The 22,339-nt window shown below is 70.9% G+C and carries 16 protein-coding genes and 5 pseudogenes; 6 read left to right on the forward strand and 15 right to left on the reverse strand.

From position 1 onward, the window contains the following. Positions 1–97: 97 nt before the first annotated feature. From UG55_RS35835 to UG55_RS11860, 3 genes and pseudogenes are all read right to left on the reverse strand, one after another. A partial coding sequence (locus tag UG55_RS35835; protein WP_242424204.1) for a sulfotransferase occupies positions 98–493 on the reverse strand: 396 nt, incomplete at its 5' end. 1 nt (position 494) lies between these two features. Next, a pseudogene (locus tag UG55_RS11855) lies at positions 495–1,249 on the reverse strand (sulfotransferase family protein); the annotation flags it as partial. A 36-nt stretch (positions 1,250–1,285) separates the two neighbouring features. Next, on the reverse strand, positions 1,286–2,086 hold the full coding sequence (locus UG55_RS11860) for an SDR family NAD(P)-dependent oxidoreductase (protein ID WP_066067044.1): 801 nt from the start codon (positions 2,084–2,086) through the stop codon (positions 1,286–1,288). A 96-nt stretch (positions 2,087–2,182) separates the two neighbouring features. Here UG55_RS11860 and UG55_RS11865 point away from each other — a divergent pair, with 96 nt between their 5' ends. Next, positions 2,183–2,830 carry a TetR/AcrR family transcriptional regulator gene (locus UG55_RS11865; protein ID WP_066067046.1) on the forward strand — a complete coding sequence of 216 codons (648 nt, stop codon included), beginning with the start codon at positions 2,183–2,185 and terminating at the stop codon, positions 2,828–2,830. A gap of 29 nt (positions 2,831–2,859) precedes the next feature. Here UG55_RS11865 and UG55_RS11870 read toward each other — a convergent pair whose 3' ends face one another. From UG55_RS11870 to UG55_RS11875, 3 genes and pseudogenes are all read right to left on the reverse strand, one after another. Further along, positions 2,860–3,789, reverse strand: a complete 930-nt coding sequence (locus UG55_RS11870) for a Sir2 family NAD-dependent protein deacetylase (protein WP_083986697.1) — start codon at positions 3,787–3,789, stop codon at positions 2,860–2,862. A 747-nt stretch (positions 3,790–4,536) separates the two neighbouring features. Then, on the reverse strand, positions 4,537–4,633 hold a 97-nt coding region (locus tag UG55_RS45305; RefSeq protein WP_255360468.1), incomplete at its 5' end, for a hypothetical protein. Position 4,634: 1 nt separating this feature from the next. Next, positions 4,635–6,099 (reverse strand): annotated as a pseudogene (locus UG55_RS11875) (AMP-binding protein); the annotation flags it as partial. Between the two features lie 252 nt (positions 6,100–6,351). Here UG55_RS11875 and UG55_RS11880 point away from each other — a divergent pair. Next, positions 6,352–7,047 carry a DUF2599 domain-containing protein gene (locus UG55_RS11880; protein WP_066067050.1) on the forward strand — a complete coding sequence of 232 codons (696 nt, stop codon included), beginning with the start codon at positions 6,352–6,354 and terminating at the stop codon, positions 7,045–7,047. 72 nt (positions 7,048–7,119) lie between these two features. On the opposite strand, the gene UG55_RS11885 is transcribed toward UG55_RS11880, so the two are convergent. Further along, complete coding sequence (locus tag UG55_RS11885; protein ID WP_066067053.1) at positions 7,120–9,363, reverse strand: glycosyltransferase family 39 protein; 2,244 nt, start codon at positions 9,361–9,363, stop codon at positions 7,120–7,122. A 549-nt stretch (positions 9,364–9,912) separates the two neighbouring features. Between UG55_RS11885 and UG55_RS11890 the strand changes: the two genes are divergently transcribed. Next, a complete protein-coding gene (locus tag UG55_RS11890) occupies positions 9,913–10,389 on the forward strand; it encodes an HIT family protein (protein WP_066067056.1) in 477 nt (158 codons plus the stop codon). Between the two features lie 59 nt (positions 10,390–10,448). Here the strand turns inward: UG55_RS11890 and UG55_RS11895 are convergent, their stop codons facing one another. The 8 genes and pseudogenes from UG55_RS11895 to UG55_RS35855 all read right to left on the reverse strand — a co-directional run. Beyond that, complete coding sequence (locus UG55_RS11895; RefSeq protein ID WP_066067102.1) at positions 10,449–10,817, reverse strand: RNA-binding S4 domain-containing protein; 369 nt, start codon at positions 10,815–10,817, stop codon at positions 10,449–10,451. A 116-nt stretch (positions 10,818–10,933) separates the two neighbouring features. After that, positions 10,934–11,755 (reverse strand): SDR family oxidoreductase, encoded by an 822-nt coding sequence (locus tag UG55_RS11900; RefSeq protein WP_066067058.1) that lies wholly within the window; start codon positions 11,753–11,755, stop codon positions 10,934–10,936. Between the two features lie 85 nt (positions 11,756–11,840). After that, a partial coding sequence (locus UG55_RS35840; RefSeq protein WP_242424205.1) for an aldo/keto reductase occupies positions 11,841–12,327 on the reverse strand: 487 nt, incomplete at its 5' end. A 1-nt stretch (position 12,328) separates the two neighbouring features. Further along, positions 12,329–12,800, reverse strand: a pseudogene (locus tag UG55_RS35845) (aldo/keto reductase); the annotation flags it as partial. 137 nt (positions 12,801–12,937) lie between these two features. Beyond that, positions 12,938–14,887 carry an ABC transporter ATP-binding protein gene (locus UG55_RS11910; RefSeq protein ID WP_066067060.1) on the reverse strand — a complete coding sequence of 650 codons (1,950 nt, stop codon included), beginning with the start codon at positions 14,885–14,887 and terminating at the stop codon, positions 12,938–12,940. Then, positions 14,884–16,620, reverse strand: a complete 1,737-nt coding sequence (locus UG55_RS11915; RefSeq protein ID WP_066067062.1) for an ABC transporter ATP-binding protein — start codon at positions 16,618–16,620, stop codon at positions 14,884–14,886. Before UG55_RS11915 ends, UG55_RS11910 begins: the two co-directional genes overlap by 4 nt. Before the next feature lie 432 nt (positions 16,621–17,052). After that, positions 17,053–17,306 (reverse strand): annotated as a pseudogene (locus tag UG55_RS35850) (hypothetical protein); the annotation flags it as partial. Position 17,307: 1 nt separating this feature from the next. Beyond that, positions 17,308–17,520: pseudogene (locus tag UG55_RS35855) on the reverse strand (hypothetical protein); the annotation flags it as partial. 480 nt (positions 17,521–18,000) lie between these two features. Here UG55_RS35855 and UG55_RS11925 point away from each other — a divergent pair. The 3 genes from UG55_RS11925 (at position 18,001) to UG55_RS11935 (ending at position 22,313) form a co-directional block, all read left to right on the forward strand. After that, positions 18,001–19,146: an acyl-CoA dehydrogenase family protein gene (locus UG55_RS11925; protein WP_066067106.1), complete on the forward strand. Its 1,146-nt coding sequence runs from the start codon at positions 18,001–18,003 to the stop codon at positions 19,144–19,146. A 275-nt stretch (positions 19,147–19,421) separates the two neighbouring features. After that, the gene (locus UG55_RS11930) at positions 19,422–20,600 is read left to right on the forward strand and encodes a serine hydrolase (protein ID WP_066067065.1); all 1,179 of its coding nucleotides are present in this window, start codon (positions 19,422–19,424) and stop codon (positions 20,598–20,600) included. 906 nt (positions 20,601–21,506) lie between these two features. Continuing rightward, a complete protein-coding gene (locus UG55_RS11935; RefSeq protein WP_066067067.1) occupies positions 21,507–22,313 on the forward strand; it encodes a hypothetical protein in 807 nt (268 codons plus the stop codon). Positions 22,314–22,339: the final 26 nt, after the last annotated feature.

Below are 22,339 nucleotides of genomic sequence, written 5' to 3' on the forward strand. Positions count from 1 at the left end.
CGGGTGCCGGGCAGCGGCCGGCACCCAGACGGGCTGGCGCGGTGGGACGAGGCGGGGCGGGACGAGGCGGGACGAGGCGAGGCGGGGCGGGGAGCGGTCAGCGGGTGGTCCAGCCGGCCAGCCGGCCCGTGTACTTCGCGAACAGCGGACGGATCCGGTCGACGTCGATGCCGAAGACCGACGGATCCGGGTGCACGTTCTTCTCCCGGTTCTCGGCGTTCTCCCGCCACCACCGCCGCAGACCGGCCTCGAACTCGGGGGTCACCGGCTCGCCGAGCCAGTCGTAGAGCCCGCGGACCTCGCCGAGCGGATCACTCTGCATCGCCCGGAAGTCGATGTCGTAGAACCGGTCGTCGCCGGCCTTCCCACGGAACGACAGGGCACGTTCCATCCCGACGGACCAGTGCTCGATGTTGAGCTGCCCGAGATAACGTTCGTCGACACTGTCCGCGTACGAACGGGCGACGGCGGCGTAGAGGTCCGACACCGAGACNATCACCTCGGCGGGATCCCGGTGCGTCATCACGAACCGGGCGTCCGGGAAGACCTTGTCAAGATGGTCCAGAAAGAGCAGGTGGGTCGGGCACTTCAGCCGCCAGGGCCGGCTGGGGAACCCCCACTGCAGAAGCTTCAACGCCCGCCGTTCGTACTCGTACGTCGAGCTGAGATCGGCGTCCAGAAACCAGCTTGAGTACGACGGGATGCGGGCGAACGCCTGGAAGTAATGCGCCTTGAAGTCGAGTGCCATCAGGGCCTGGCACTCCGTCGGCCCGGTGGCGCTGGCCGGGACGAGTGCCCCGCGGCGCGGTGACGTGCGGGTCCGGGCCACCACCTCCTCCCGGCCGAGGTCGATGCGCGGGTCGGAGTCGTCCGTGCCCACGGTCGACGGCGGCGGGCAGGGCGCGTTCGCCTCCCACATCCGCAGCGAACGCGCGTTGGGGTCCTCCGCCAGCAGGAACGACAGCGCGGTCGAGCCGGTGCGCGGCAGGCCGAGCCCGATCAGCGGAGCAATGATCCGTTCTTCCTCGATCTCCGGATGGCGGCGGTACCAGTCCTCGATCATCAGCCGCTGGCTGAGCAGGCCGACTATGAGCCGGCGCAGCGCGTCCTGGCCGGTGCTGTTGAGCTCGGCCTCGTCACGCAGGGCGCGGACCAGCCGTTCCAGGCCTTCCAGGAACGAGTCCGCGCCGAAGTCGTTCAGTCCGGTCGCGGCCCGGGCCGCGTCGAGTAACTCATGGTGCGCTCCCACAGGTTCTCCTCCGCAAAAACGGCGCGGTGACGGCGGTCAGCAGAAGTCGGACCCACCATCGATGTTGATGTTCGCCCCGGTCATGTATGTGTTTCGGCGTGAGGCCGCGAACGCGATCAGCGGGCCGATCTCGGCCGGCGCGCCCGCGCGCGGCAGGTGCGCCGGATGGCCGAAATGCGTCGCGATACCGTCCATGACGGCGTGCAGGTCCTCGGGATCGATACCGGCGCCGCGTGCCCAGGTGGCCAGCCCGTCCGAGGCGAAGCTGCCCGGCGAGACGGTGTTGACCAGGATCTCGTCGTCGGCGAGGGTCAGGGAGAGGTTCTTGGTGATGCTGGTGACCATTGACTTGGCCGCGGTGTAGGCGATCAGGGAGGCGGTCTGACGCTTGGTCGAATGCGCCGAGATGTTCACGATGCGGGCCCATTCGGCACCGCGCAGCAGCGGCAGCGCGGCCCGCACGCAGCGGACCATTCCCAGCACCCCGACATCGACCGCGGCAAGCCAGTCGTCATCGGTGAGTTCCTCGAACGGGCCCATCCGGCTCGCTTTGGGGCCGGCGGTGTTCACCAGACTGTTCAGGGTGCCCCACCGCTGCCGGACCTGCTCGAAGGCGGCGGTCACCTGCTCCGGCCGGGTGATGTCGGCCTGCAGCGCGACTGCGTCGGCCGCACCCAGCTCCAGCAGGCGCCCGACCGCCGCGTCCAGGTTCGCCCGGCCGCGGGCGAGCACTCCGACCCTCGCCCCCTCGATGGCGAAGCACTCCGCGGCGGCGAGACCCATGCCCTGGGTACCGCCCTGCACCACCACCGTGGCGCCAGCTAAACCAAGATCCACCTCGACCGCTCCCGTCTCTCCTGGTTCACGAACACCCGTCCACCCGCACCTGGACGATCACTTGAACGGATTTAACGACAGTATGATGTCACCAATATGAGCGTGTCCGCAACACCCGAAGATGACGACGGCCAGGCCCGGCAGCGACGGCGCTACGACAGCCCGGTACGGCGCGAGCGGGCCAACCAGACCCGCGAGCGCATCGTCACCGCCGGATCAGCGCTGGTCCACGGCCTGCCGACCTGGGACTGGAGCGCCCTGACCTTCCGCGCGGTGGCGACGCGCGCCGGTGTCGGCGAGCGCACCGTCTACCGGCACTTCCCCACCGAGGAGGACCTGCACAACGCCGTCATGCGCCGCCTGCAGGAGGAGGCGGGGGTACGTTACGAGGACCTCGAACTCGACCGGATCACCGAGGTAACCGCCCGGTCCTTCGCCTCGCTGTCGTCATACGCCGTCGCACACTGGGTGCCCGCGGAGGCGCCGCAGCCGGCCCTGGTCGCCGAGGACCAGCTGCGCCGCGACGCCCTCCTGCGCGCTGTCAGCGCACACAGCGCGGCGTGGACCGACGAAGAGCGCTCGGCTGCCGCCGCGATGCTGGACGCGCTGTGGAACATCCCGACCTACGAACGCCTGGTGCGCTCCTGGAGCCTCGACCCCGACACGGCGACGCAGGCCGTCAACTGGGTCATCGGCCTGGTCATCGAGGCGATCCGCGCCGGCCGCCGGCCAGGAACCCCCTAGTCGGGACGGTAGTCGGGACGGCTCAGGGCTCAGCGCAGGCGGGCGTCCAGCTCGGCCAGGGTGGCGAGCGCGCCGGCCCCAAGAGCGACCCCGGCGCCGGCGCGGATCCCGGCCTCCCGCGGATTCACCCGGATCAGCCGGCCGCCCGCGGCGGACTCCGCCATCCGGCGCACGGTCGGCACCGCGGTGCCAGCGCCTATCTCGAGGACGGCGAGCCGCCGCCCGGCGCCGCCACCGGCACCGGCACCGATCAGTCCGTCGAGCCAGGAGTTGCAGGCCCGCACGGCACGCTCGGAGCGATCTCCGACCCAGTTCCAGTCCCCGAACATCAGGATGTTCGGGCGGGCCAGCGCCCCGCAGCGCGGACAACGCGGCAGCGGCTCCAGCGCCCGCATCGTGTCCGGGTCGACCGCCACCTCGACCCCGTCGGCCGGCCAGACGTCCGGCGTGCAGGGAAGCGTGCACTGGAGGTGGTGGATCGATCCGTGCACCTCGGCGACCTCTCCGATACCCGCCCGCTGGAACTGCCCGTCCACGTTGGAGGTGAACACCCACATTCCGGCGGGCAGGCGGGCACCCCACCGGCGCAGCACCTCGAAACCCTGATGCGGCACCGTGCGGCGGTACAGACCGAGCCGATGACCGTAGAAGCCCCAGGCGAGGGCGGGGTCGGCGCGGAAATGGACCGGGTCGGCAAGCTGGGCGAAGGAGAGTCCGAGACGGGCGTAGGGCGGGTAGGCCCGCCAGAAGCCGGTGTCGCCGCGGAAGTCGGGAAGCCCGGAGTCCACCCCCATGCCGGCCCCGGCGCAGACCAGCAGCGCGTCGGACTCCCCGAGCCAGGTGGCCGCCTGGTCCAGCAACGCTTCTTCGGCCTCGCCGGGGCCGGCAGGCGTGCGGTCCCGTGCCGTGCCGGCCGTGCCCGCTGTGGGCCGGCCGCCCAGGCCGGACGTGCGCTCCATCGGAACCGCCCTCTCCTCCACCGCCCGCCACCGTCGATCGCTCGCGGGCTCGCGGGCTCGCGGGCTCGCGGGCTCGCGGGCTCGCGGGCTGACCATTCACGCCGCCAGTATCGATCACATCATCCACGCCGGGGCGACCGCGTGAAGCAGTAAGGAATTCCTCGCTCGCCGGGCCTGAAGGTGGCAGTAGTCGTTTCCCCGAACAGCGCCACGGCTGGGAACACGCCCGACCTACCCTTCGAGCGTTCTGACAATGATGGCCAGCTCTCAGCGCCGGCGGGATTCTCTCGTTCGCGCGACTAAAAGGCCACCTGTGCCTCTCCNCGGAGCATCTTGACATTCACTTCGACGCACATATTGCAAGCCCCTGGAGCGTACTTTTCAGAAGAGACACGGAGAGCCTTTTAGGCGCCCTTCGCAAAGCCTGCGGGACCCCCGCGGGTGCGGGAGTTCACTCGCGCAGCGGCCTGCCGGCGTCGCTGGCAATCGCTGAAAGTGCTGGCCGCGTGGATGGGCCGGGCTTCGCCGGCCACAGCAGCCCCGCCCCGGGCCGCCGAGGTCGGCAGCCCGGCCACCGAGGTCGGCAGCCCGGCCGCCAGACCGGGGCGAAGCACCTGCCCGGCCAGGAGACCGGCACCGCGGTTCCACCGCGAGCGGATTGACAGGATTCCAATTTCAGGCATCGCCGTCACCTCGACCAGGATTCGCTTTCCGGGTGACGGCTACCTGCCCGGCACCATGAGGGCCCTACGTCGCGGTCGGTTCCTTCGCCCAGTACGCGTCTCGCAACGGCTTCTTGTAGAGCTTGCCGTTGTCGAGCCGGGGCAGCTCCGGCACGAAGTCGNTGGACCGCGGCCATTTGAAGGGCGCGAGCCTTTCCTTGCAGTACTCCAGCAGCCGGGTCGCCAGCGCGTCCCCGGCCGCCGCCATCGTCACCGGCTGGATGACTGCCTTGACCTGTTCACCGAGCTCCGGATGCGGCACGCCGAAGACGGCGACGTCCACCACCTCCTCGTGCATCACCAGCACGTCCTCGATCTCCCGCGGGTAGATGTTGACGCCACCGGCGATGATCGTGAAGTCGCGCCGGTCACTGAGGTAGAGGTATCCGTCCTCGTCGACGTGACCGACATCGCCCAGGGTGCGCCAGCCTGGATGAGCGGGGTGGCTCACGGCCCTGGTCCGCTCGGGATCCCGGTGGTAGCTGAACCCGGCGCCCCGGCTCTCGAAGTAGACCGTCCCGGTCTCCCCGGCCGCCAGCTCCGTGCCGTCGTCACCGCAGATGTGCAGGACGCCGCCCTGGGGCCGGCCGACCGAGCCCGGGTGGGCCAGCCACTCCTCGCTGGACAGGCCGGTGCTGCCGAAGTTCTCCGAGCCGGAGTAGTACTCGTAGATGATCGGGCCCCACCAGTCGATCATCTGGCGCTTCACGTCCACCGGGCAGGGTGCCGCGGCGTGCATGGCGATGCGCATGCTCGACAGGTCGTAGCGTTCGCGGATCTCCGGCGGGAGCTTGAGCATCCGCACGAACATGGTCGGGACCCACTGCGCGGCCACGACCCGGTACTGCTCGACCGCGCGCAGCGCCTCCTGCGCGTCGAACTTCGGGAGCACGACCACGGTGCCACCCACACTGTGCAACACCGCGGACACCCGCAGTGGGGCCGCGTGGTACAGCGGCGCCGGTGACAGGTACACCGAGTCGGCGTTCAGACCGAACATCCGCGCGGTGCCGTTGAGCAGCTGGACGTCCCCGGCGGAGGCGGGAGTGTCGGGCAGCGGGAAGCGGATGCCCTTCGGCCGGCCGGTCGTCCCCGAGCTGTAGAGCATGAACGAGCCGCGGACCTCGTCGTCACGCGGCCCGGCGGAATACCCGGCGGTCGCGGCGTCGAGATCCTCGTAGTGCTCGGACGGCCCGTCGAGCATGAACCGCCGCAGGACGCCGGGGGTCTCGGGCACGAGCTCCTCGGCCACCCCCGCCAGTTTGCGGGTGCTGACCAACGCCTTGGCGCCGCTGTCGTTCACCAGGTAGGCGGCCTCGGGGGCGGTGAGGTGCGAGTTGATCGGTGTGATGTAGAGACCACAGTTGAGGCCCGCCCACACGAGCTCGAAGTACCGCAGGTGGTTCTCGGCGATGATCGCCAGGCAGTCACCCGGCCGCAGGCCCGAATCGACCAGCAGGCGAGACAGCCGCGCGGAGCCTTCGACAAGCTCCCGGTAGGTCTGGACGCGGTCCTCGCCGCCGGGGCCACCGGTGAGGATCACCGCGGGCTTGTCCGGGGTGAGGGTGACGTGGTCGGGCGGGTACATGGGTCCTCCGAGTCCTGCGGCAGGTGTTCCTCGACGGAACCCGCCCGGGTACCCCTACCGCCCTCCGGCGGGGAAGAACAGTTCGTCGCGGACAGAACGCCGCTCTGGTGTGAGGTGATACCAGATTCTCAACCGAGAAGGTAGATGTTGACATCGCCGGCAACCGCGCTCCGTGGCCGCTCCAGTGGAACACTCCGGAACCATCTGCCTCGATCGACCGGCGACCCGCCGGCGAGGACCTACGCTCGTCCGATGACACAGCAGCGCCGGTCCCGTGGGGCAATGATCGGCGGCCTCGGGATCCTGGCGGCCGCCGCGATCGCGGTGGCGAACGGCGGGGGCTCCGACGACCCGGAGGTGGTCACGCCCACAACCCCCGCTCCGAGCAGCCAGGACCGCTCCGCGGGCGAGGGCGCGGGCGCGGGCGTGGGCGCCGAGGCGGGGTCGACGCCCCCGCCGGGCTCGGCAGGAGCGGGCTCCGGGGACGGCGCGCAACGGGCGGGGTCGGCCGGGGCGGCCCCCTACTGCGGTGAAAGCCGGTACGTCCAGGAGATCTCCGTGCGCCGGTGGGCCGGCGGTGACTTCCAGATCTCGCTGTGGCCCACTGACGCCGCCCGGCAGGCCGATGACCGCGACGATGCGAGCGCGCAGCTCTGGACCGCCGTGCGGGACTGCGTCGGCACCCTGGACCCCGCGGTGACCGAGAGCCTGCGGGACCAGCTCAGATGCCACGAGTTCCTGGCCCTCGTCCCCGGTTCGGGCGCGGAGCGGTACGCCACCGGCGAGACCTTCGACATCGAGAGCTGGCGGCCGACGCCGGGACGCCGCCGCTGGATCTCCACTCGCTGCGGCAACACCCTCGGCACCGATCCGACCACGGCACCGGTGCGGACCTACCGCCCGGACGGCGTCCCCCCGCGTTCGCAACCGACGGGCGAACACGCCTGAGACGACACCGCCGAGGGGGGCGCCGGCAGGGCGGCGGGAGGCCCCGGCACAGTCAGGAGCGCCGCTGGAAGATCACCGGGCAGCGCCCGACGGCACGGAGCCCGTCACCGACACCCGCAGAACGGGGCTGGTGTCGGCGGCGTACCACCGGCCGCCCCCACTCGCGGGCAGCCGCCGCCAGCCGAGGCCGGGCGCCAGCAGCGACAGATCGCCACCGGGACGCCGCACGAGCGGGATCCGCTCCTCCCAGACCGCGGCCTCGGCACCCCGGCCTTCCGTGAAGCCGACGACAAGCTCGGCCGGCCGTGACCCGCCCACCATCCCGATCTCGTCCGGACCGGTGGCGGGCCCGGAGGTGAGCACGAACGGGCGGCTGGTCGTGGCGCCGGCCGACAACACCGTGCTGCCCAACCGGACGTACAGCGACCCGGTGGCCGCGGGTGATTCCACGTCCACCTGGATGCTGATCCGGGTTCCGGTGACCTGGCGGAGCTCCTTGAAGGAACCGCGCAGGCTCCCCGCAACCGCCGGGTCGACGATCTCCCCCGGCCGCAGCCGGTAGATCGTGCGGCCGGGCACCCGGTCGGGAAGCGCCGCCGAGCCGGGGCCGACGTCGGCCGCGTACACCACCGGCCCGTCCAGCCCGGGGGTGTTCCGCAGCGTGTGGTACGGAATCTGGGTGTAACGGCTCGAGGTCGGCGGAGTCACCAGGATCACCGCGGGACCGTCGAGCTGGCGGGGGATCACGGCGTCCAGGAAGGCATTGCCTTCGTTGATGGCCCGCTGCATGTCGATCCGGGCCGGCAGCGTGGGCAGCGTCATCGCCACCAGCCCCACCCCGACGACCACCGCGAGGCCCGGGCGGACCATGCGCCGGGTGAGCCGGCCGGGGACGCGCGCCGACAGCGCCCACAGCCACCGCGCGCCGTCCGCCGCGAGGATGACGACCGGGGTGAACGCCGCCAGGTGGTAGTGCGGCCCGAGCCCGTCCCGCAGTCCCGGCATCGCGAACGCGGACCCCCACCAGAACGTGTAGGCGGCCAGGACCATCCCGCTGGTCGCGAGCAGCATGAGCCGCTCGGGGCGGTGCCGCGGGACCAGCAGACCGACGGCGGCCAAGGTGACCAGGCCGACGCCACCGAAGAACCAGCTCGGGGCCACGGCGAGGGTCTCCCGCAGCGCATCGAACGCGAGCCGGCGGGTGAACAGGAAGGTCGGTTCGGACGGCAGGATCCGGCGCGGGCCGAAGCCGAAGCGGTCCAGCGGGTCGGAGGCGGACAGCGGCATTCGCAGCGGCGAACCCGTCACGTACCAGCAGTAGGCCAGCAGGATCACGACCAGCGGCAACGCCCCCAGCAGCGCCCAGGCGGCCCGCCGCGGCACCGTCCGCGGCACTGCCCGCCGCACTGCCCGTCCCCGCTCCCGACCCTGCGCCCGCCCCCGTGCCAGGACGACCGCGAGCACCGGAAGGACGACTATCACCGCGTCGAACGGCCGGATCAGCAGCGCGTACCCGGCGCCCGCCCCACCGGCGACCAGGGCGGCCCGCGACCCGGTGCGCGCCCCGCGGAGCAGTTCCGCGCTGGCCAGCGTCAGCACCGCCACACACGCCGCGTAGGCGAGCGGCAGTGCGGTGTGCAGCAGCACGAGCGGGGACAGCGCCACGCCCAGCGCGGCGAGCAGCGCCGTCCTGGCGTCGCGGAACAGTTCCCGGGCCAGTCGGTACGTCCCGGCCACCCACCCGGCCGCCACCGCCGCCGGGGCGACCGTCATGGTGCCGAACACGGCCTGCGAACAGGCGAGCATCGCGGGCCAGCCGGGCAGGTACTTGGTGAACACCTTGCCGCCGTGCTCACCGGTGAGCCACGGCCGGAAGAACGGCTCGACCGCGGATGCGTCCAGCGTCAGCCGCCCCTGGAGCAGCATCCTGGCCTGCAGCACGTAGGCGGCCTCGTCGGCGTCACCCGAGCCGTCCGGAAAAAGCTTCGCCTGCAGGACGAGGCTGCCGACGAACGACAGGAACGCGAGCAGCGTGACGGCCACCGCCGGTGAACGCAACGCCCGGGCGTCGGCGCCCGACCGGAGGCGCCCGGCACGCGCACGGGTACGGGTACGGGGTAGGCGCGGGCGGTCCGGATCGGCCGGCTGCTTCAGGTCGACCGAGGGATCCAGGCCAGCCAGGTGATCAAAACCAGCAAGGTGATCCAGGCAGACCGGGTTCAGGTCGACACCGACGAGGGGGGCCACGGCGATCGGGCCGGTGCCGGCACCGGCCGGTTCGTCGACGGTCGTGCCGACGGTCGCGTCGACGGTCATCGAATGCGGTCGGTGTCGGCCGTGCCGGTCATCCGCACGCCATAACCCGGCACCGCGCGTTCCTGGTCATGTGTTCAGCCCCATCCGACGCCGATCCGCCGATCCGCCCACGATCCGGTGGATCAATGGACGAACGCTCCGTATGCAGCATCTGGAATGATAGAAACCAGCAGACCGGTTCCGGACACCGGGGCAGAAAGCTGCCGCCGAAGTGCCACAACACGCTNCGAAGCGCGTCCGGGACTTCCCGGTGGAGGGAGCGCGGCCGGCGCCCCTTTGCCGCACGGAACGTGCCGCGGTGCCGCCGTTACGCCCGCCATCGGCGGAGCCCACACTTGCTGTCAGACAGGAACAATTAGTTGATCAAGGACTGCTGGTGCCTGCCGGCGCCGCCGGAGCCCGGCGGGCACGCCCGCGCCGGGGAGGCAATTTCCCCAGGGTTCCGCCGCCGAACACCTCGGCGCTACGCCCGGTACACCTGATCGCGGCATTTCATGCCCGAGATTCATCACGAATTCGGCCCCGAACACGCTCGCTAGTGTTCCGGGGATGGGTGACAACGAGGTTTCCAGCACCGACAGCTGCTGGTCCTGTGACCAGAACACGCAATGGGCGGGACTCCTGCCGCGGGAGAGAATTCATCTGGGTGACGGATGGCGGGTCGCACACGCCATCCGTTGCGCACTACCCGGGTGGCTGGTCGTCGTCGCCCGCCGGCACATCACCACGGTCGCCGAGCTGAGCCAGGCAGAGGCCGCCGAACTCGGTCTGCTGTGCACCCAGGTGAGCCGGGCGCTGACCGAGGTCACCGGCTGCACGCGCACGTACGTGGCGGCGTTCTCCGAGGCGGCCGGCTTCACCCACCTCCATGTGCACATCATTCCCCGGGCAGCCGACCTGCCCGCCGAGGAGCACGGACCGGCGATCTTCCACCACCTGCGCCGCCCGGAATCCGAGTGGGTGCCCGCCGACGTGATGGACGAGCTCGCCCGGGCGCTCTCCGCCCGGCTCGCCTCACAATTGTGATCAGACCGGAGCCGAGACCAGAGCCGGTGCCGGTGCCGACCGGCACTGGCACCGGGCGCTCAGAGGTTACGCAGGCGCTCCAATGCTCGGCGGTCGCGTTTGGTGGGCCGTCCCGCGCCTCGGTCACGTGCCGCCATCAACGGTTGGCGTTCCGGCGGCGGCGGGCTGTTGTCGACATAGCACTCCGCCGCGATCGCCGCGCCCACCCGCTTGGCGATCACCTTGGTCACCACGACGACCCGTTCGTGGCCGTCGAGCCGGAGGCGGACCTCGTCCCCGGCCCGCACCGGCCGCGCCGGTTTCACCCGCTCGCCGTTGAGCCGGACGTGGCCACCACGGCAGGCGTCACCCGCCATCGTCCTGGTCTTCACCAGCCTGACCGACCAGATCCAGATGTCGATCCGGGTGGTCCCTTCCTCCGCCACCATGCCGAGGATGCTACGAACCCGCGGCGGGTGGGGCCGCACCGCCACGGCGCACCGCCACGGCGCGGCATCACGGATCAGCGGGCTGCGAACGGCGGGGTGGGATCGGGTCGCCGCCGTCAGCCCACCGGCAGCAGCGGGCGGATGGCGGCGACGGTGCCACCGTCGACCAGGAGATCGGTGCCGCTGACGAAGCTGGCGTCCGGGCCGAGCAGGAACGCGGCTCCGGCGGCGATGTCGTCCGGAGTGCCGAGCCGCTTCGCCGCCGACATCGACACCATGATCCGCATCTGCTCGCCGGACTCGCCGGCCAGTTCCTGCTGGCCCATGGCCGTCGAGATGACGCCCGGGCTGATCGAGTTGATCCGCGCCCCGCGCTCGCCCCAGGGGCCGGCCGCCGCCTGGACCCGCACGATGTTGGCGTGCTTGGCCAGCGCGTACGCCGCTCCCGGCGAGCCGAGCACGCCCGGGTCGAAGAACGGCAGCGCCAGCAGCTCGTCCGTCGGCGTCGCGGCGACGGCCCGTGCCTGCTCCGGGGTCAGCCCACCCATGTAACCGGACATGCTCGCGATGACGACACCCGCGCCGCCGGGGGCCACGACCCGGGCGAACTCGTCGAGCACCAGCGCCACGCCGAGCAGGTCCACCCGCAGGATCGCCTCCGTCGGCGCCTGGGTGGGAGACAGCCCCGCCGTGTGCGCGATCTGTGTCACCCGGCCGAGACCCGCGGCGGTGTCGGCGAGCGCCGCCACCGACTCCCGGCTGGAGACGTCGACGACCTGGGTGACGACCTCCTGCCCCTCACCGCGCAGCGTGTCGGCCACCCCGAGCGCGGCCTCGTTGACGTCGGCCAGCAGGATCTTCCGCCCGCTGCCGATCCGCCGGGCGATGGCCCGGCCCATGCCGCCCACGCCGATGACGACGAGGATGTCCTTCTCCACCTGCAACCTCCACAATGCCGCGCCCCGAGACGGCAGGGATTGTACGGGCGGGGTCGCCGGAACAGCGGACGGGCTACCGGTCCACCTACCGGTCCACGCCGGACATGTCCGGGTAGCGCTCCCCCTGGACGCCGTCACCCGCCCGCGCGAGGCTCTCGACCTCGCCCGCGGTCAGGGCGATACCCGCCGCGGCGGCGTTCTGCTCCAGATAGGTGCGGCGTTTCGTCCCGGGGATCGGGACGATGTCGTCGCCCCGCTGGTGCACCCAGGCGAGCGCGATCTGTGCCGCGGTGGCATCGTGCGCGGCGGCGATCCGCTCGATCTCCGCGACCACGGCGAGGTTGCCGCGCAGGTTCTCACCCTGCATCCGGGGCTGGCCGGAGCGGAAGTCGTCTGCCGCGAAGTCGGCGGCGGAGCGGAAGGCGCCGGTCAGGAAGCCCCGGCCCAGCGGGCTGTAGGCGACGAACCCGATTCCGAGCTCGCGCAGCGTCGGCAGGATCTCCGCCTCGGGCTGCCGGGCCCAGATCGAGTACTCGGTCTGCAGGGCGGTGATCGGGTGCACCGCGTGCGCCNGGCGGATGGTCGCCGGCGCCGCCTCGGAAAGCCCCAGGTAGCGGACCTTGCCCGCGGTCACCAGCTCGGCCATCGCGCCGACCGTCTCCTCGATCGGTACCTGTGGGTCGACCCGGTGCTGGTAGTAGAGGTCGATGTGATCGACGCCCAGCCGAGCCAGGGAGGCGTCGCAGGCTGACCGCACGTACTCCGGCCGGCCGTTCACCACGCGCGCGGTGGGATCCGCCGGTTCCCGGACGATGCCGAACTTGGTGGCGAGCACGACCTCGTCGCGACGCGCGGCGATCGCCCGGCCGACGAGCCGCTCGTTGGTGTGCGGCCCGTACATGTCAGCGGTGTCGAGGAAGTTCACACCCAGGTCAAGCGCCCGGAGCAGAGTCGCCACGGACTCGTCGTCGTCCCGCCCCGGATAGAACTCCGACATTCCCATACAGCCGAGTCCCTGCGTGCTGACCCGCAGTCCCTGACTGCCNAGCGGGACCTGGCGCAGTGCCTCACGTCGCGTTTCGGTCATCAGACTCTGGTCCTCCCAAGGACTACGGGCGCGGAACGGGCCTCGGACGGGCTTGGGTGAGGGCTCCGGGCCACCCCGTCACCCCTGTCTCCCCGTCAGCCCGTCTCCGCCACGGCCTGCGCGAACTGGGCCTGGTAGAGCCGGGCGTAGGCACCGTCCGCCTCCAGCAGGCTCGCATGGGTGCCCTGCTCGACGATGGCACCGTTCTCCATCACCAGGATCGTGTCGGCGTCCCGGATCGTGGAGAGCCGGTGCGCGATGACGAAGGCGGTGCGACCGGCGCGCAGCCGGGACATGGCCCGCTGGATCAGTACCTCGGTCCGGGTGTCCACCGAGCTGGTGGCCTCGTCCAGCACGAGGATCAGCGGCTCGGCGAGGAAAGCACGGGCGATGGTGATGAGCTGTTTCTCGCCGCCGCTGACGCCGACGCCCTCGTCATCGAGCACGGTGTCGTAGCCGGCGGGCAGGGTCCGCACGAACCGGTCCACGTGCGCGGCGCGAGCCGCCGCGACGATCTCCTCACGGGTGGCGCCCTCGGCCCCGTAGGCGATGTTCTCCGCGATCGTGCCACCGAAAAGCCAGGTGTCCTGCAGGACCATGCCGATGGACGAGCGCAGGCCGGCCCGGGACATCGTGGCGATGTCGACGCCGTCCAGTGTGATCCGCCCGCCGGTGACCTCGTAGAAGCGCATCAGCAGGTTGATGAGCGTGGTCTTGCCGGCGCCGGTGGGCCCGACGATCGCGACGGTGTGACCCGGTTCGGCGACCAGCGACAGGTCCTCGATGAGCGGCTTCTCCGGCTCGTAGCGGAAGGCGACGTGCTCGAAGGCGACCCGGCCGCGGGCCTGCGCCGGGATGGCGGGAACCAGCGGGTCGGGGTCCTGCTCGGCGGCGTCCAGCAGGTCGAAGACCCGCTCCGCGGAGGCGACCCCGGACTGCACCATGTTGCCCATGCTGGCGAGCTGGGTCAGCGGCTGGCTGAACTGCCGCGAGTACTGGATGAACGCCTGGACGTCACCGATGGTCAGCGCCCCGGACGCGACGCGCAGACCACCGACCACCGCGACCAGCACGTAGTTCAGGTTGCCGATGAACATCATCATCGGCTGCATGAGCCCGGAGATCGACTGGGCCCGCCAGCTTGCCTCGTAGAGGCGCTCGTTGTGCTCGCGGAAGATCTCGGCGGCCTCCTCCTGCCGGCCGAAGGCGCGCACCAGCGCGTGCCCGGTGTACATCTCCTCGATGTGGCCGTTGAGCCGACCGGTCGACTTCCACTGGCTGACGAACTGCGGCTGGGCCAGCTTGCCGATCCGGGCGGTGACGAGGATCGACACTGGCACCGTCACCACCGCGATCAGCGCCAGCAGCGGCGAGATCCAGACCATCATGGCCAGCACGCCGACGATGGTCAGCACCGAGGCGATGATCTGCGAGAAGCTCTGCTGCAGGCACTGCCCCAGGTTGTCGATGTCGTTGGTGACCCGGCTGAGCACCTCACCGCGCTGGCTGCGGTCGAAGTAGCGCAGCGGCAGCCTGGTGATCTTCGCCTGGACCTCGCCGCGCAGCTCGGCCAGCATGCGCTGCAGGGCCTGGTTGACCAGCCGGGCCTGCAGCACCCCGCACAGGGCGGCGACCACGTAGATGATCAGCACGCCCAGCAGCACCACGCCGATCGCGTCGAAGTCCATCCCGTGGCCCGGGGTGACGTCGACCGAGGAGAGCAGGTCCGCCTGTGTGCCGTGGCCCTCGGCCCGCAGCATCGCGACGGCCTGTTCCTTCGTCATCCCGTCGGGCAGCCGGGAGCCGAGCAGGCCGGCGAACACCAGGTCGGTGGCGTGCCCGAGCAGCCGCGGACCGGTGACGGTGAGCGCGACGCTGACGACGGCCAGCCCGACGGCCGGCACCAGCAGGGCGCGCTGCCGGCCCAGCAGCCGAGTAAGCCGCCGGATCGAGACCCGGAAATCGCTGGGCTTCTCCGCGCCGCCGCTGAAGAAGCGCCCGGGGCCGGGCATCGGGCGCGGGCCGCCCGCCGGTGGGCGTGTCATGCTGCCGCCTCCTCCTCGGTGAGCTGCGAGAAGACGATCTCCCGGTAGGTCGGGTTCTCCGCCAGGAGCTCTTGGTGGGTCCCCGCGCCCACGATCCGGCCGTCGTCCAGGACGATGATCTGGTCGGCGTCGCGGATGGTCGCCACCCGCTGGGCCACGATCACCTTCGTCGCACCGGCTGTCTCGCGGGCGAGCGCCGCGCGCAGCTGGGCGTCGGTCGCGTAGTCGAGCGCCGAGAAGGAGTCGTCGAACAGGTAGATCTCCGGACGCCGGACCAGCGCGCGGGCGATGGCCAACCGCTGGCGCTGCCCCCCGGAGACGTTGGTGCCGCCCTGCGCGACCGGCGTGTCCAGCCCGTCAGGCATCGCCGCGACGAACTCGCTGGCCTGTGCGATCTCGAGTGCCCACCACAGCTCCTCGTCGCTCGCCTCGGGGTTGCCGTAGCGCAGGTTCGACGCGATCGTGCCGGTGAACAGGTACGGCTTCTGCGGCACGAGGCCGATCGTCTCCGCGAGCACCTTCGCGTCGAGGTCGCGGACGTCCACACCGTCGATCAGCACCGCGCCCTCGGAGACGTCCGACAGCCTGGGGACGAGGCCGAGCAGGGTGGACTTGCCGCTGCCGGTGCTGCCGATGACCGCCACGGTCTGCCCCGGGGCGACCCGCAGGTTCACCTCGCGCAGCACCGGCTCCTCCGCGCCCGGGTAGCGGAACTCGACGTCGCGCAGCTCCAGCTCGCCCTGGCGGGCCAGCTCCCGCACCGGGTCGGTGGGCGGGCGCAGTGTCGAGGAGGTCGCCAGCACCTCATGGATGCGCTCCGCGCACACCTCGGCGCGCGGGATCACCGCGAACAGGAAGGTGGCCATCATCAGCGACATCAGGATCTGCATCAGGTAGCTGAGGAAGGCGGTCAGCGCGCCGACCTCCATGCCGCCGCTGTCGATGCGGTACGCGCCGAACCAGATGACGGCGATGCTGGAGATGTTCACCACCGCCAGCACCAGCGGGAACAGCAGCGCCATGAGCCGGCCCATGCGCAGTGAGACGTCGGTGAGATCGGTGTTGGCGGTGGCGAACCGGCGCCGCTCGTAGTCGTCCCGGACGAAGGCGCGGATCACCCGCAGACCGGTGATCTGCTCACGCAGGATCCGGTTGACCTCGTCGAGACGGGCCTGCATCCCGCGGCCCAACGGCTGCATCCGCCGGATGATCAACAGGATCATCGCGGCCAGCAGCGGGACGATCGCGACGAGCAGCAGTGAGAGTTTCGCGTCCTGGTGCACCGCCAGCGCGATCCCGCCCAGGCACATGATCGGCGCGGAGATCATCATGGTGCACGCCATCAGGACCACCATCTGGACCTGCTGGACGTCGTTCGTCGCCCGGGTGATCAGCGAGGGCGCGCCGAACCGGCCGACCTCCCGGGCGGAGAAGGACTGGACCCGGTCGAACACCGAGGCACGAAGATCGCGGCCGATCGCCATCGCGGTGCGCGCGCCGAAGAACACCGCGGCTCCCGAGCAGGCCGCCTGCACCAGCGTCACGCCGAGCATCACCCCGCCAAGCCGGATGATGTATCCCGTGTCCCCCGGTACGACGCCGTTGTCGATGATGTCGGCGTTCAGCGTCGGCAGGTAGAGCAGGCCCAGCGTGGCGGTGAACTGGAGCGCGACCAGCAGGAGCACCGGCCATCTGTAGGGCCGGAGATGGCTCCACAGCAGTCTGACAAGCATGTGATCTCCGTCGACGGATGGACCGGACAGGGGGCCGGCGCGGGCCGGCCACACCGGCCCGGCCGCGGGAACCAGCTCGTGCAGGCCTCTCGGATCGGCAGGTTCGACCGATACGGAGAGTACGACTGAATCCGCGGATCGGGAGGGCCGAGCGACATCGAGGCACTCGGCAGGCTCGGCGTACCAGGCCCCGCCAGCCCGGCACACATCGTCCCTCCGGACTGCCGTCCGCTCCGAACGCCACTCCGACCAGCATGTTCCGAGAGCTCACCACGGAGGGCGACGTCCGCAAAGTCATTTTCGCGAGATACGAGGAGAAACGAAACCGGCCCCGGGCTCCGGACCCCGCCCCGAGGTGGGGCGCGGGTCCCGGGAGCACGGGGCCGGGACGGTACGACCCGACCGTGTTACGCGGCCGGGTCTGCCGTGACGTCAGCGGCGCTCAAGCACCCACGAGGCACCGAGAGCCACCGCCAGAACCAGGCCGACCATCAGCAGGCCGCCGAACGTGTAGAAGCCCACCGTCTTCACCAACGCCACGAGAATCGGCAGCGCGGCGGCGAGCAGGAAGATCCCGCGACTGCGCACCGGGGCGTTGAGCAGCGTGGTGAGCTTGCGCGGCCCGCTCGCCCGCGCGACATTCAGATCGTCGATCATCGACGGCACCGCACGGATGGTGGACCACGNCAGCACGGCGAACGCGATCGCCAGGCCCCACCCGTAGAGGAAGCCGAACCCCCGCCCGAACGCGTCGAACGAGGCACCGGCCCCGACAATCGTGATCGCCAGCGGGATGTACCAACCGGTCGTGCGGTCCTGCCTGGCCTGCCCGGCGAACCGGCGGGCCTGGGCGAACCGCTCCTGCTGCCAGCCACCTTCACCCGGGTTCATGTTGACCATCGACCTTCCTCCCTCGACGGCCCCCCGTCCGTCCTGACCCGCTGAACTCCCCCCACGGACCGCGCCCCCGGCCGTCGCGGACCGTGCGCCCCCGGTTGCGGCGGGGCGCCCTCGCATCGTCCTTCAGGACGGCACGCGACCGGGGCGGCTTTCGCCACCTTCGGAGGAACCCGCGAGCATCCGGCCCGACTGCCCGGCCTTCGGCGATCCGCCCGCATACCAGTATCCCTGAAACACACCCACCGCCGGACCAGATCAGCGGATCATCACAATCCTCCCCACGCGGACCGGCAGCCACCGGCCGGGCCGCCGAGCGACCGCGGCCGGGCCGCCGGGTTGACTGGTGGCAAGCACGCCATCGAAGCGGCGAGTCGCGGTACAAATCTTGCGTCTCTCGTTTCGAAGAGGACGCCAGACGATCGCGATCTCCGGGACGGCCCGGAGATCGCGGTGGTCGCTGTCGACGCACCGGAGGTCACGATGCCCGCCGAACGGCAGCTTCCCTCACCGGAGGCGAAGGAGCTGGTCGAGCTCACCGCGACCATGTGCGACCGGGAGCTCGCTCCCATCGTCGCCGAGTACGAGGCCGCCAGCCGCTTCCCCCGCAAGGAGTTCGCGGTGCTGGGCCAGGCGGGCCTGCTGAGCCTGCCGTACCCGGAGCGTTTCGGCGGTGGCGAGCAGCCCTACGAGGTCTACCTCCAGGTACTGGAGGAGATCTCCTACCGGTGGTCGGCGGTGGCGGTCGGCGTCAGCGTGCACGCGCTGTCCTGCTATCCGCTCGCGACCTTCGGCACACCCGAGCAGCAGGAGGAGCACCTGCCCCGGATGCTTTCCGGTGACCTGCTCGGGGCCTACTGCCTCTCGGAGGCGCACGCGGGCTCCGACCCCGCTGCGATGCGGGTGACCGCGACCCCCACCGCCGACGGCTACCTCCTGAACGGGACGAAGGCCTGGGTCACCCACGGCGGCGCCGCCGACTTCTACACCGTGTTCGCGCGGACGTCCCAGGACACCCGAGGTGGCATCTCCTGTTTCCTCGTGGACGCCGACACGCCCAACATCCGGTTCCACCCGCCGGAGAAGAAGATGGGCCTGACCGCCTCCCCGACGACCCAGATCAGCTTCGACGACACCCCGGTCCCGGCCTCCCGGCTGGTCGGCGAGCAGGGGCAGGGCCTGTCCATCGCGCTGTCGGCCCTCGACTCCGGCCGGCTCGGGATCGCCGCCACCGCGGTCGGGCTGGCGCAGCGCGCCCTCGACGACGCCGTGGCCTATGCCAAGGAGCGGGAGGCCTTCGGCCGGGCGATCATCGACCACCAGGGCCTCGGGTTCCTGCTCGCGGACATGGCCGCGGCCGTCGAGTCCGCCCGGGCCACCACCCTCGCGGCGGCCCGGCGCCGGGACGCGGGCCTGCAGTACGGGCGGGCCGCCTCGATCGCCAAGCTGGTCGCGACGGACGCCGCGATGAAGGTGACCGAGGACGCGGTGCAGGTGCTCGGTGGCGCCGGCTACACCAAGGACTTCCCGGTGGAGCGGTACATGCGGGAGGCGAAGGTCATGCAGATCTTCGAGGGCACCAACCAGATCCAGCGCCTCGTCATCAGCCGTCACCTCGCGCGCCCCTGAACCTCGCGCGCCCCTGAACCTCGCGCATCGCCGCCCCCGGTGTTTCCCGGGGGTGGTTTTAAACGTCGCATTGTCTCGGCCGCTGCCCGACCCACCCAAAGCCCGTCGCCGACAACCTGACATGTCAGGCGGGGTATCCATGCGCGCCGGCCGGTCGCCGGCACACTGCCACCCCGGAACCAGGCCGCACGTTCCCGCGAGAGGTTTTCAGCGCGCATCGGGACGTATACCGTCACACCTCGCGTTCCGAAGCCTGCGGCCAATCGAGGTTCTTGATGCGACGTTCGTCCCGTCTCGCGCTCTGTGTTGCGACGACAGCATGTGCCGCGGTCCTGGCCGCGAGCTGCTCCAGCGGCGGTGAGCCTTCTCCCACGGCCACCGGCTCGCCGGGGACGTCGTCCGCGGCGGCGGCGAAGATCACCGTTCCGGGCGATACCTGGGAGACGGTGAATCCCGCCGCGGTCGGTCTCGATCCGGCGAAGCTCGAGGCGATCGCCAAGACCGCGGAGCAGGGCAAGTCGACCTGCTTACTGGTGTCCCGTAACGGCCAGATCGCCGGTGAATGGTATTTTCGCGGGTCCACGCCGACCACCCCCGCCGCCGTCTACTCCGTGACGAAGTCGCTCACCTCCACGCTGGTGGGCATCGCGCAGGATGACGGTGACCTGCGGCTGGACGACTCGGCCGCCACCTGGATCCCGCAGTGGAAGGGCACGCCGGCCGAGGCCGTGACCGTCCGCGACCTGGTCAGCAACGACTCGGGCCGGCAGTGGAGCATCAAGATCGATTACGAGGACCTGATCCAGGCCGAGGACAAGACGGCCTTCGCCGTCGCACTGCCCCAGGACCGGAAACCCGGGGAGGTCTGGGCCTACAACAACTCGGCCGTGCAGACCCTTGAGGAGGTGCTGCGCGGCGCGACCGGCGAAGAGGTGATCGACTTCGCGCGCGAGCGCGTCTTCGAGCCGCTCGGCATGAATGACAGCAGCATGACGACGGACGCCACGGGCAACACCCTCACCTTCATGGGGCTGCAGTCGACCTGTCGGGACATCGCCCGGCTCGGATATCTGATGTTGGCTCACGGCGACTGGAACGGCGAACAAATCGTTTCCAGGGACTGGGTCGACGCGGCCGTCGGCGACTCGTCGACCAAGATGAACGCGGCGTACGGATATCTGTGGTGGCTCAACCGCGAGGGTGTTCTCGCGCAGCCGCTCGCCGCCTCCGACATTTCCGCGGCGGCCGACACGACGACGAAGCGCGGCCGCCTCGTCCCGGACGCGCCGGCAGACACCTTCTGGGCGATCGGTCTCGGGAACCAGATCCTGCAGATGGACCCCGGGTCCGGAACCGTCGTGGTGCGGTTGGGAACCCCCGAGGCCCGCCCGGTCCCGCCGACATTCGGCGCGGAGGAGGCGAGTCGGGTCCTCACCGAGGCACTTGTCGACTGAACCCGTCCAGAACGGCACATCTCGTCGGCAGAACGCAGATCCCTGGCTCGGGAGTGAAATACCCGGGGCCGCGCAAGCACGAATCCGGACCAGTGGAATCAGAATCGGCAAACCAGCCGTCACCCCGCTGAGGGCAGGCCGTCGGCGCGGCGAGCGATGCGCCGACGGCCCGGAACCAGGCCCTCGCGCAAACCCACCGCACCCCGCCTGGCGGCACTCCGGGCGGGTGCCGCGACACTCCGCCGTCGCAATCCCCTCCGGTTGCGCTGACCTGCTGCGACAGGACGACCACCCGGTCCGGGACGAGGCCCGCGCGAAGTTGTCCCAGTCCGCCGGTTGTGCGAACTTGCCGCGCATCCCGCCACCCAGTTACCTGATCCTGCGGCGCCCGCAGACAGCGAGCACCAGCACGGAAAAGAGGTAATGCCGATGCGGGAACGCGGTCGAGGCAACGCGACCAGGAGTCGCACTTCACGGCGCACGCACGAGATCGACCCGGGCCCGGCTATCGCGCCCCGCGAGCCCCAGAAGGTCCCGCACTTCACCAGACACGATCGTTCACCGCACAACGGAACCCCCGATGAGATACCTGACTTGCCCGCATCACGGGCACACCGCCCGTATCATGCGCAACAATCGAAGCGGGCTGTCGGGGAACCCGCTGGCGCCACCGTCCGATCGTCCGGCGCCCCGAGGGCACGCGGACGAACACAGCAGAGAGAGGATCTGCACAGTGCCGCGTACTCGTCCTTCGGCCAGCAGGCCAGCGCCCGCCCGGATGGTGTGTGGGTGACCCTCGCGGGGGCCCGCCCCAAAGGGCCGCGAGCCGACCTCGCGGACGGACCACAAAAAAACCTCCTGACCCGCTTAAATGAACTAAATAATCCATATCGCGTCAGTTATGAAATGGTCGCCCGTGAGCTGTGGGCGGAGGCCGACTCCACAAAGATCCACAGATCGCGTACCCGCGATCTCAGCCGCCAGTTCCGCGGTGAGAAGGCGATCGAGTGGCGGGTGGTCGAGGTCTACGCGAAGCTGCTGTTCACCGAGTCCGACCCGGAGCTCCCGAAGCACCTGGAACACCTCCGCCAGCTGCACGTCGAGGCGTTCGGCGTAGCGGTGGACCCCGACGGGCAACCGGCCCCTGAGGCCGAGGAGCCCGCCATCGATCCGGCCTACGTCGCCGAGCTCTCTCGACAGCTCGACGAGGCACGGACCAGGGCCGCGTTCGCGACCGCGCTGCTGGTGATCGTCCAGGCGGAGAACACCGCCCTGCGCGGCCGCGGGCGGCATTTCGACTGGTTCGGCCCCACGGCGCCGCCCGCGGCCGAGCCGCCCGCGCCGAACCGGCCGCGGCGGCGGGCAGCCACCGGGCCGGCCGGCGCCAACCGGCACGAGCCGCCCGCCGGCTCCGACGACCCGATCGACCCGATCACCGCTCCCATCGCGCGCCGCCAGGCCTACCGCGCCGCGCAGCGCCGGCGCTCGGGCTCCCCGACCGGAGCCGGCGAGGCACCCCTGGCTGGTTCCCGGGCGCCGGTCTACCCGGCGGTGCCGACCCAGTACCCGGGCTATTCGCTCGCGGCGCTCACCCGCTACCGGCCGGCGCCCGCATCAGCACGCCGGGCTCCCGGCAGCGAGCTCCCCTCCGATGATCTCGGGCCGGACATCCTGGTGAGCCGGGAGAAACGTCGTCGCGGCCGGCCGCGCTGAGCGAACCCTGCCGGGCGGGGCCCGAT

The organism is Frankia sp. EI5c (assembly GCF_001636565.1).
Classification (GTDB): Bacteria; Actinomycetota; Actinomycetes; order Frankiales; family Frankiaceae; genus Parafrankia.

Bases quoted from the DNA above. Each gene is read 5' to 3' on its own strand.
- UG55_RS11865 (WP_066067046.1), top strand. From the start codon at position 2,183: ATGAGCGTGTCCGCAACACCCGAAGATGACGACGGCCAGGCCCGGCAG.
- UG55_RS11870 (WP_083986697.1), bottom strand. From the start codon at position 3,789: ATGGAGCGCACGTCCGGCCTGGGCGGCCGGCCCACAGCGGGCACGGCC.
- UG55_RS11880 (WP_066067050.1), top strand. From the start codon at position 6,352: ATGACACAGCAGCGCCGGTCCCGTGGGGCAATGATCGGCGGCCTCGGG.
- UG55_RS11885 (WP_066067053.1), bottom strand. From the start codon at position 9,363: ATGACCGTCGACGCGACCGTCGGCACGACCGTCGACGAACCGGCCGGT.
- UG55_RS11890 (WP_066067056.1), top strand. From the start codon at position 9,913: ATGGGTGACAACGAGGTTTCCAGCACCGACAGCTGCTGGTCCTGTGAC.
- UG55_RS11895 (WP_066067102.1), bottom strand. From the start codon at position 10,817: ATGGTGGCGGAGGAAGGGACCACCCGGATCGACATCTGGATCTGGTCG.
- UG55_RS11910 (WP_066067060.1), bottom strand. From the start codon at position 14,887: ATGACACGCCCACCGGCGGGCGGCCCGCGCCCGATGCCCGGCCCCGGG.
- UG55_RS11915 (WP_066067062.1), bottom strand. From the start codon at position 16,620: ATGCTTGTCAGACTGCTGTGGAGCCATCTCCGGCCCTACAGATGGCCG.
- UG55_RS11925 (WP_066067106.1), top strand. From the start codon at position 18,001: ATGCCCGCCGAACGGCAGCTTCCCTCACCGGAGGCGAAGGAGCTGGTC.
- UG55_RS11930 (WP_066067065.1), top strand. From the start codon at position 19,422: ATGCGACGTTCGTCCCGTCTCGCGCTCTGTGTTGCGACGACAGCATGT.
- UG55_RS11935 (WP_066067067.1), top strand. From the start codon at position 21,507: ATGGTCGCCCGTGAGCTGTGGGCGGAGGCCGACTCCACAAAGATCCAC.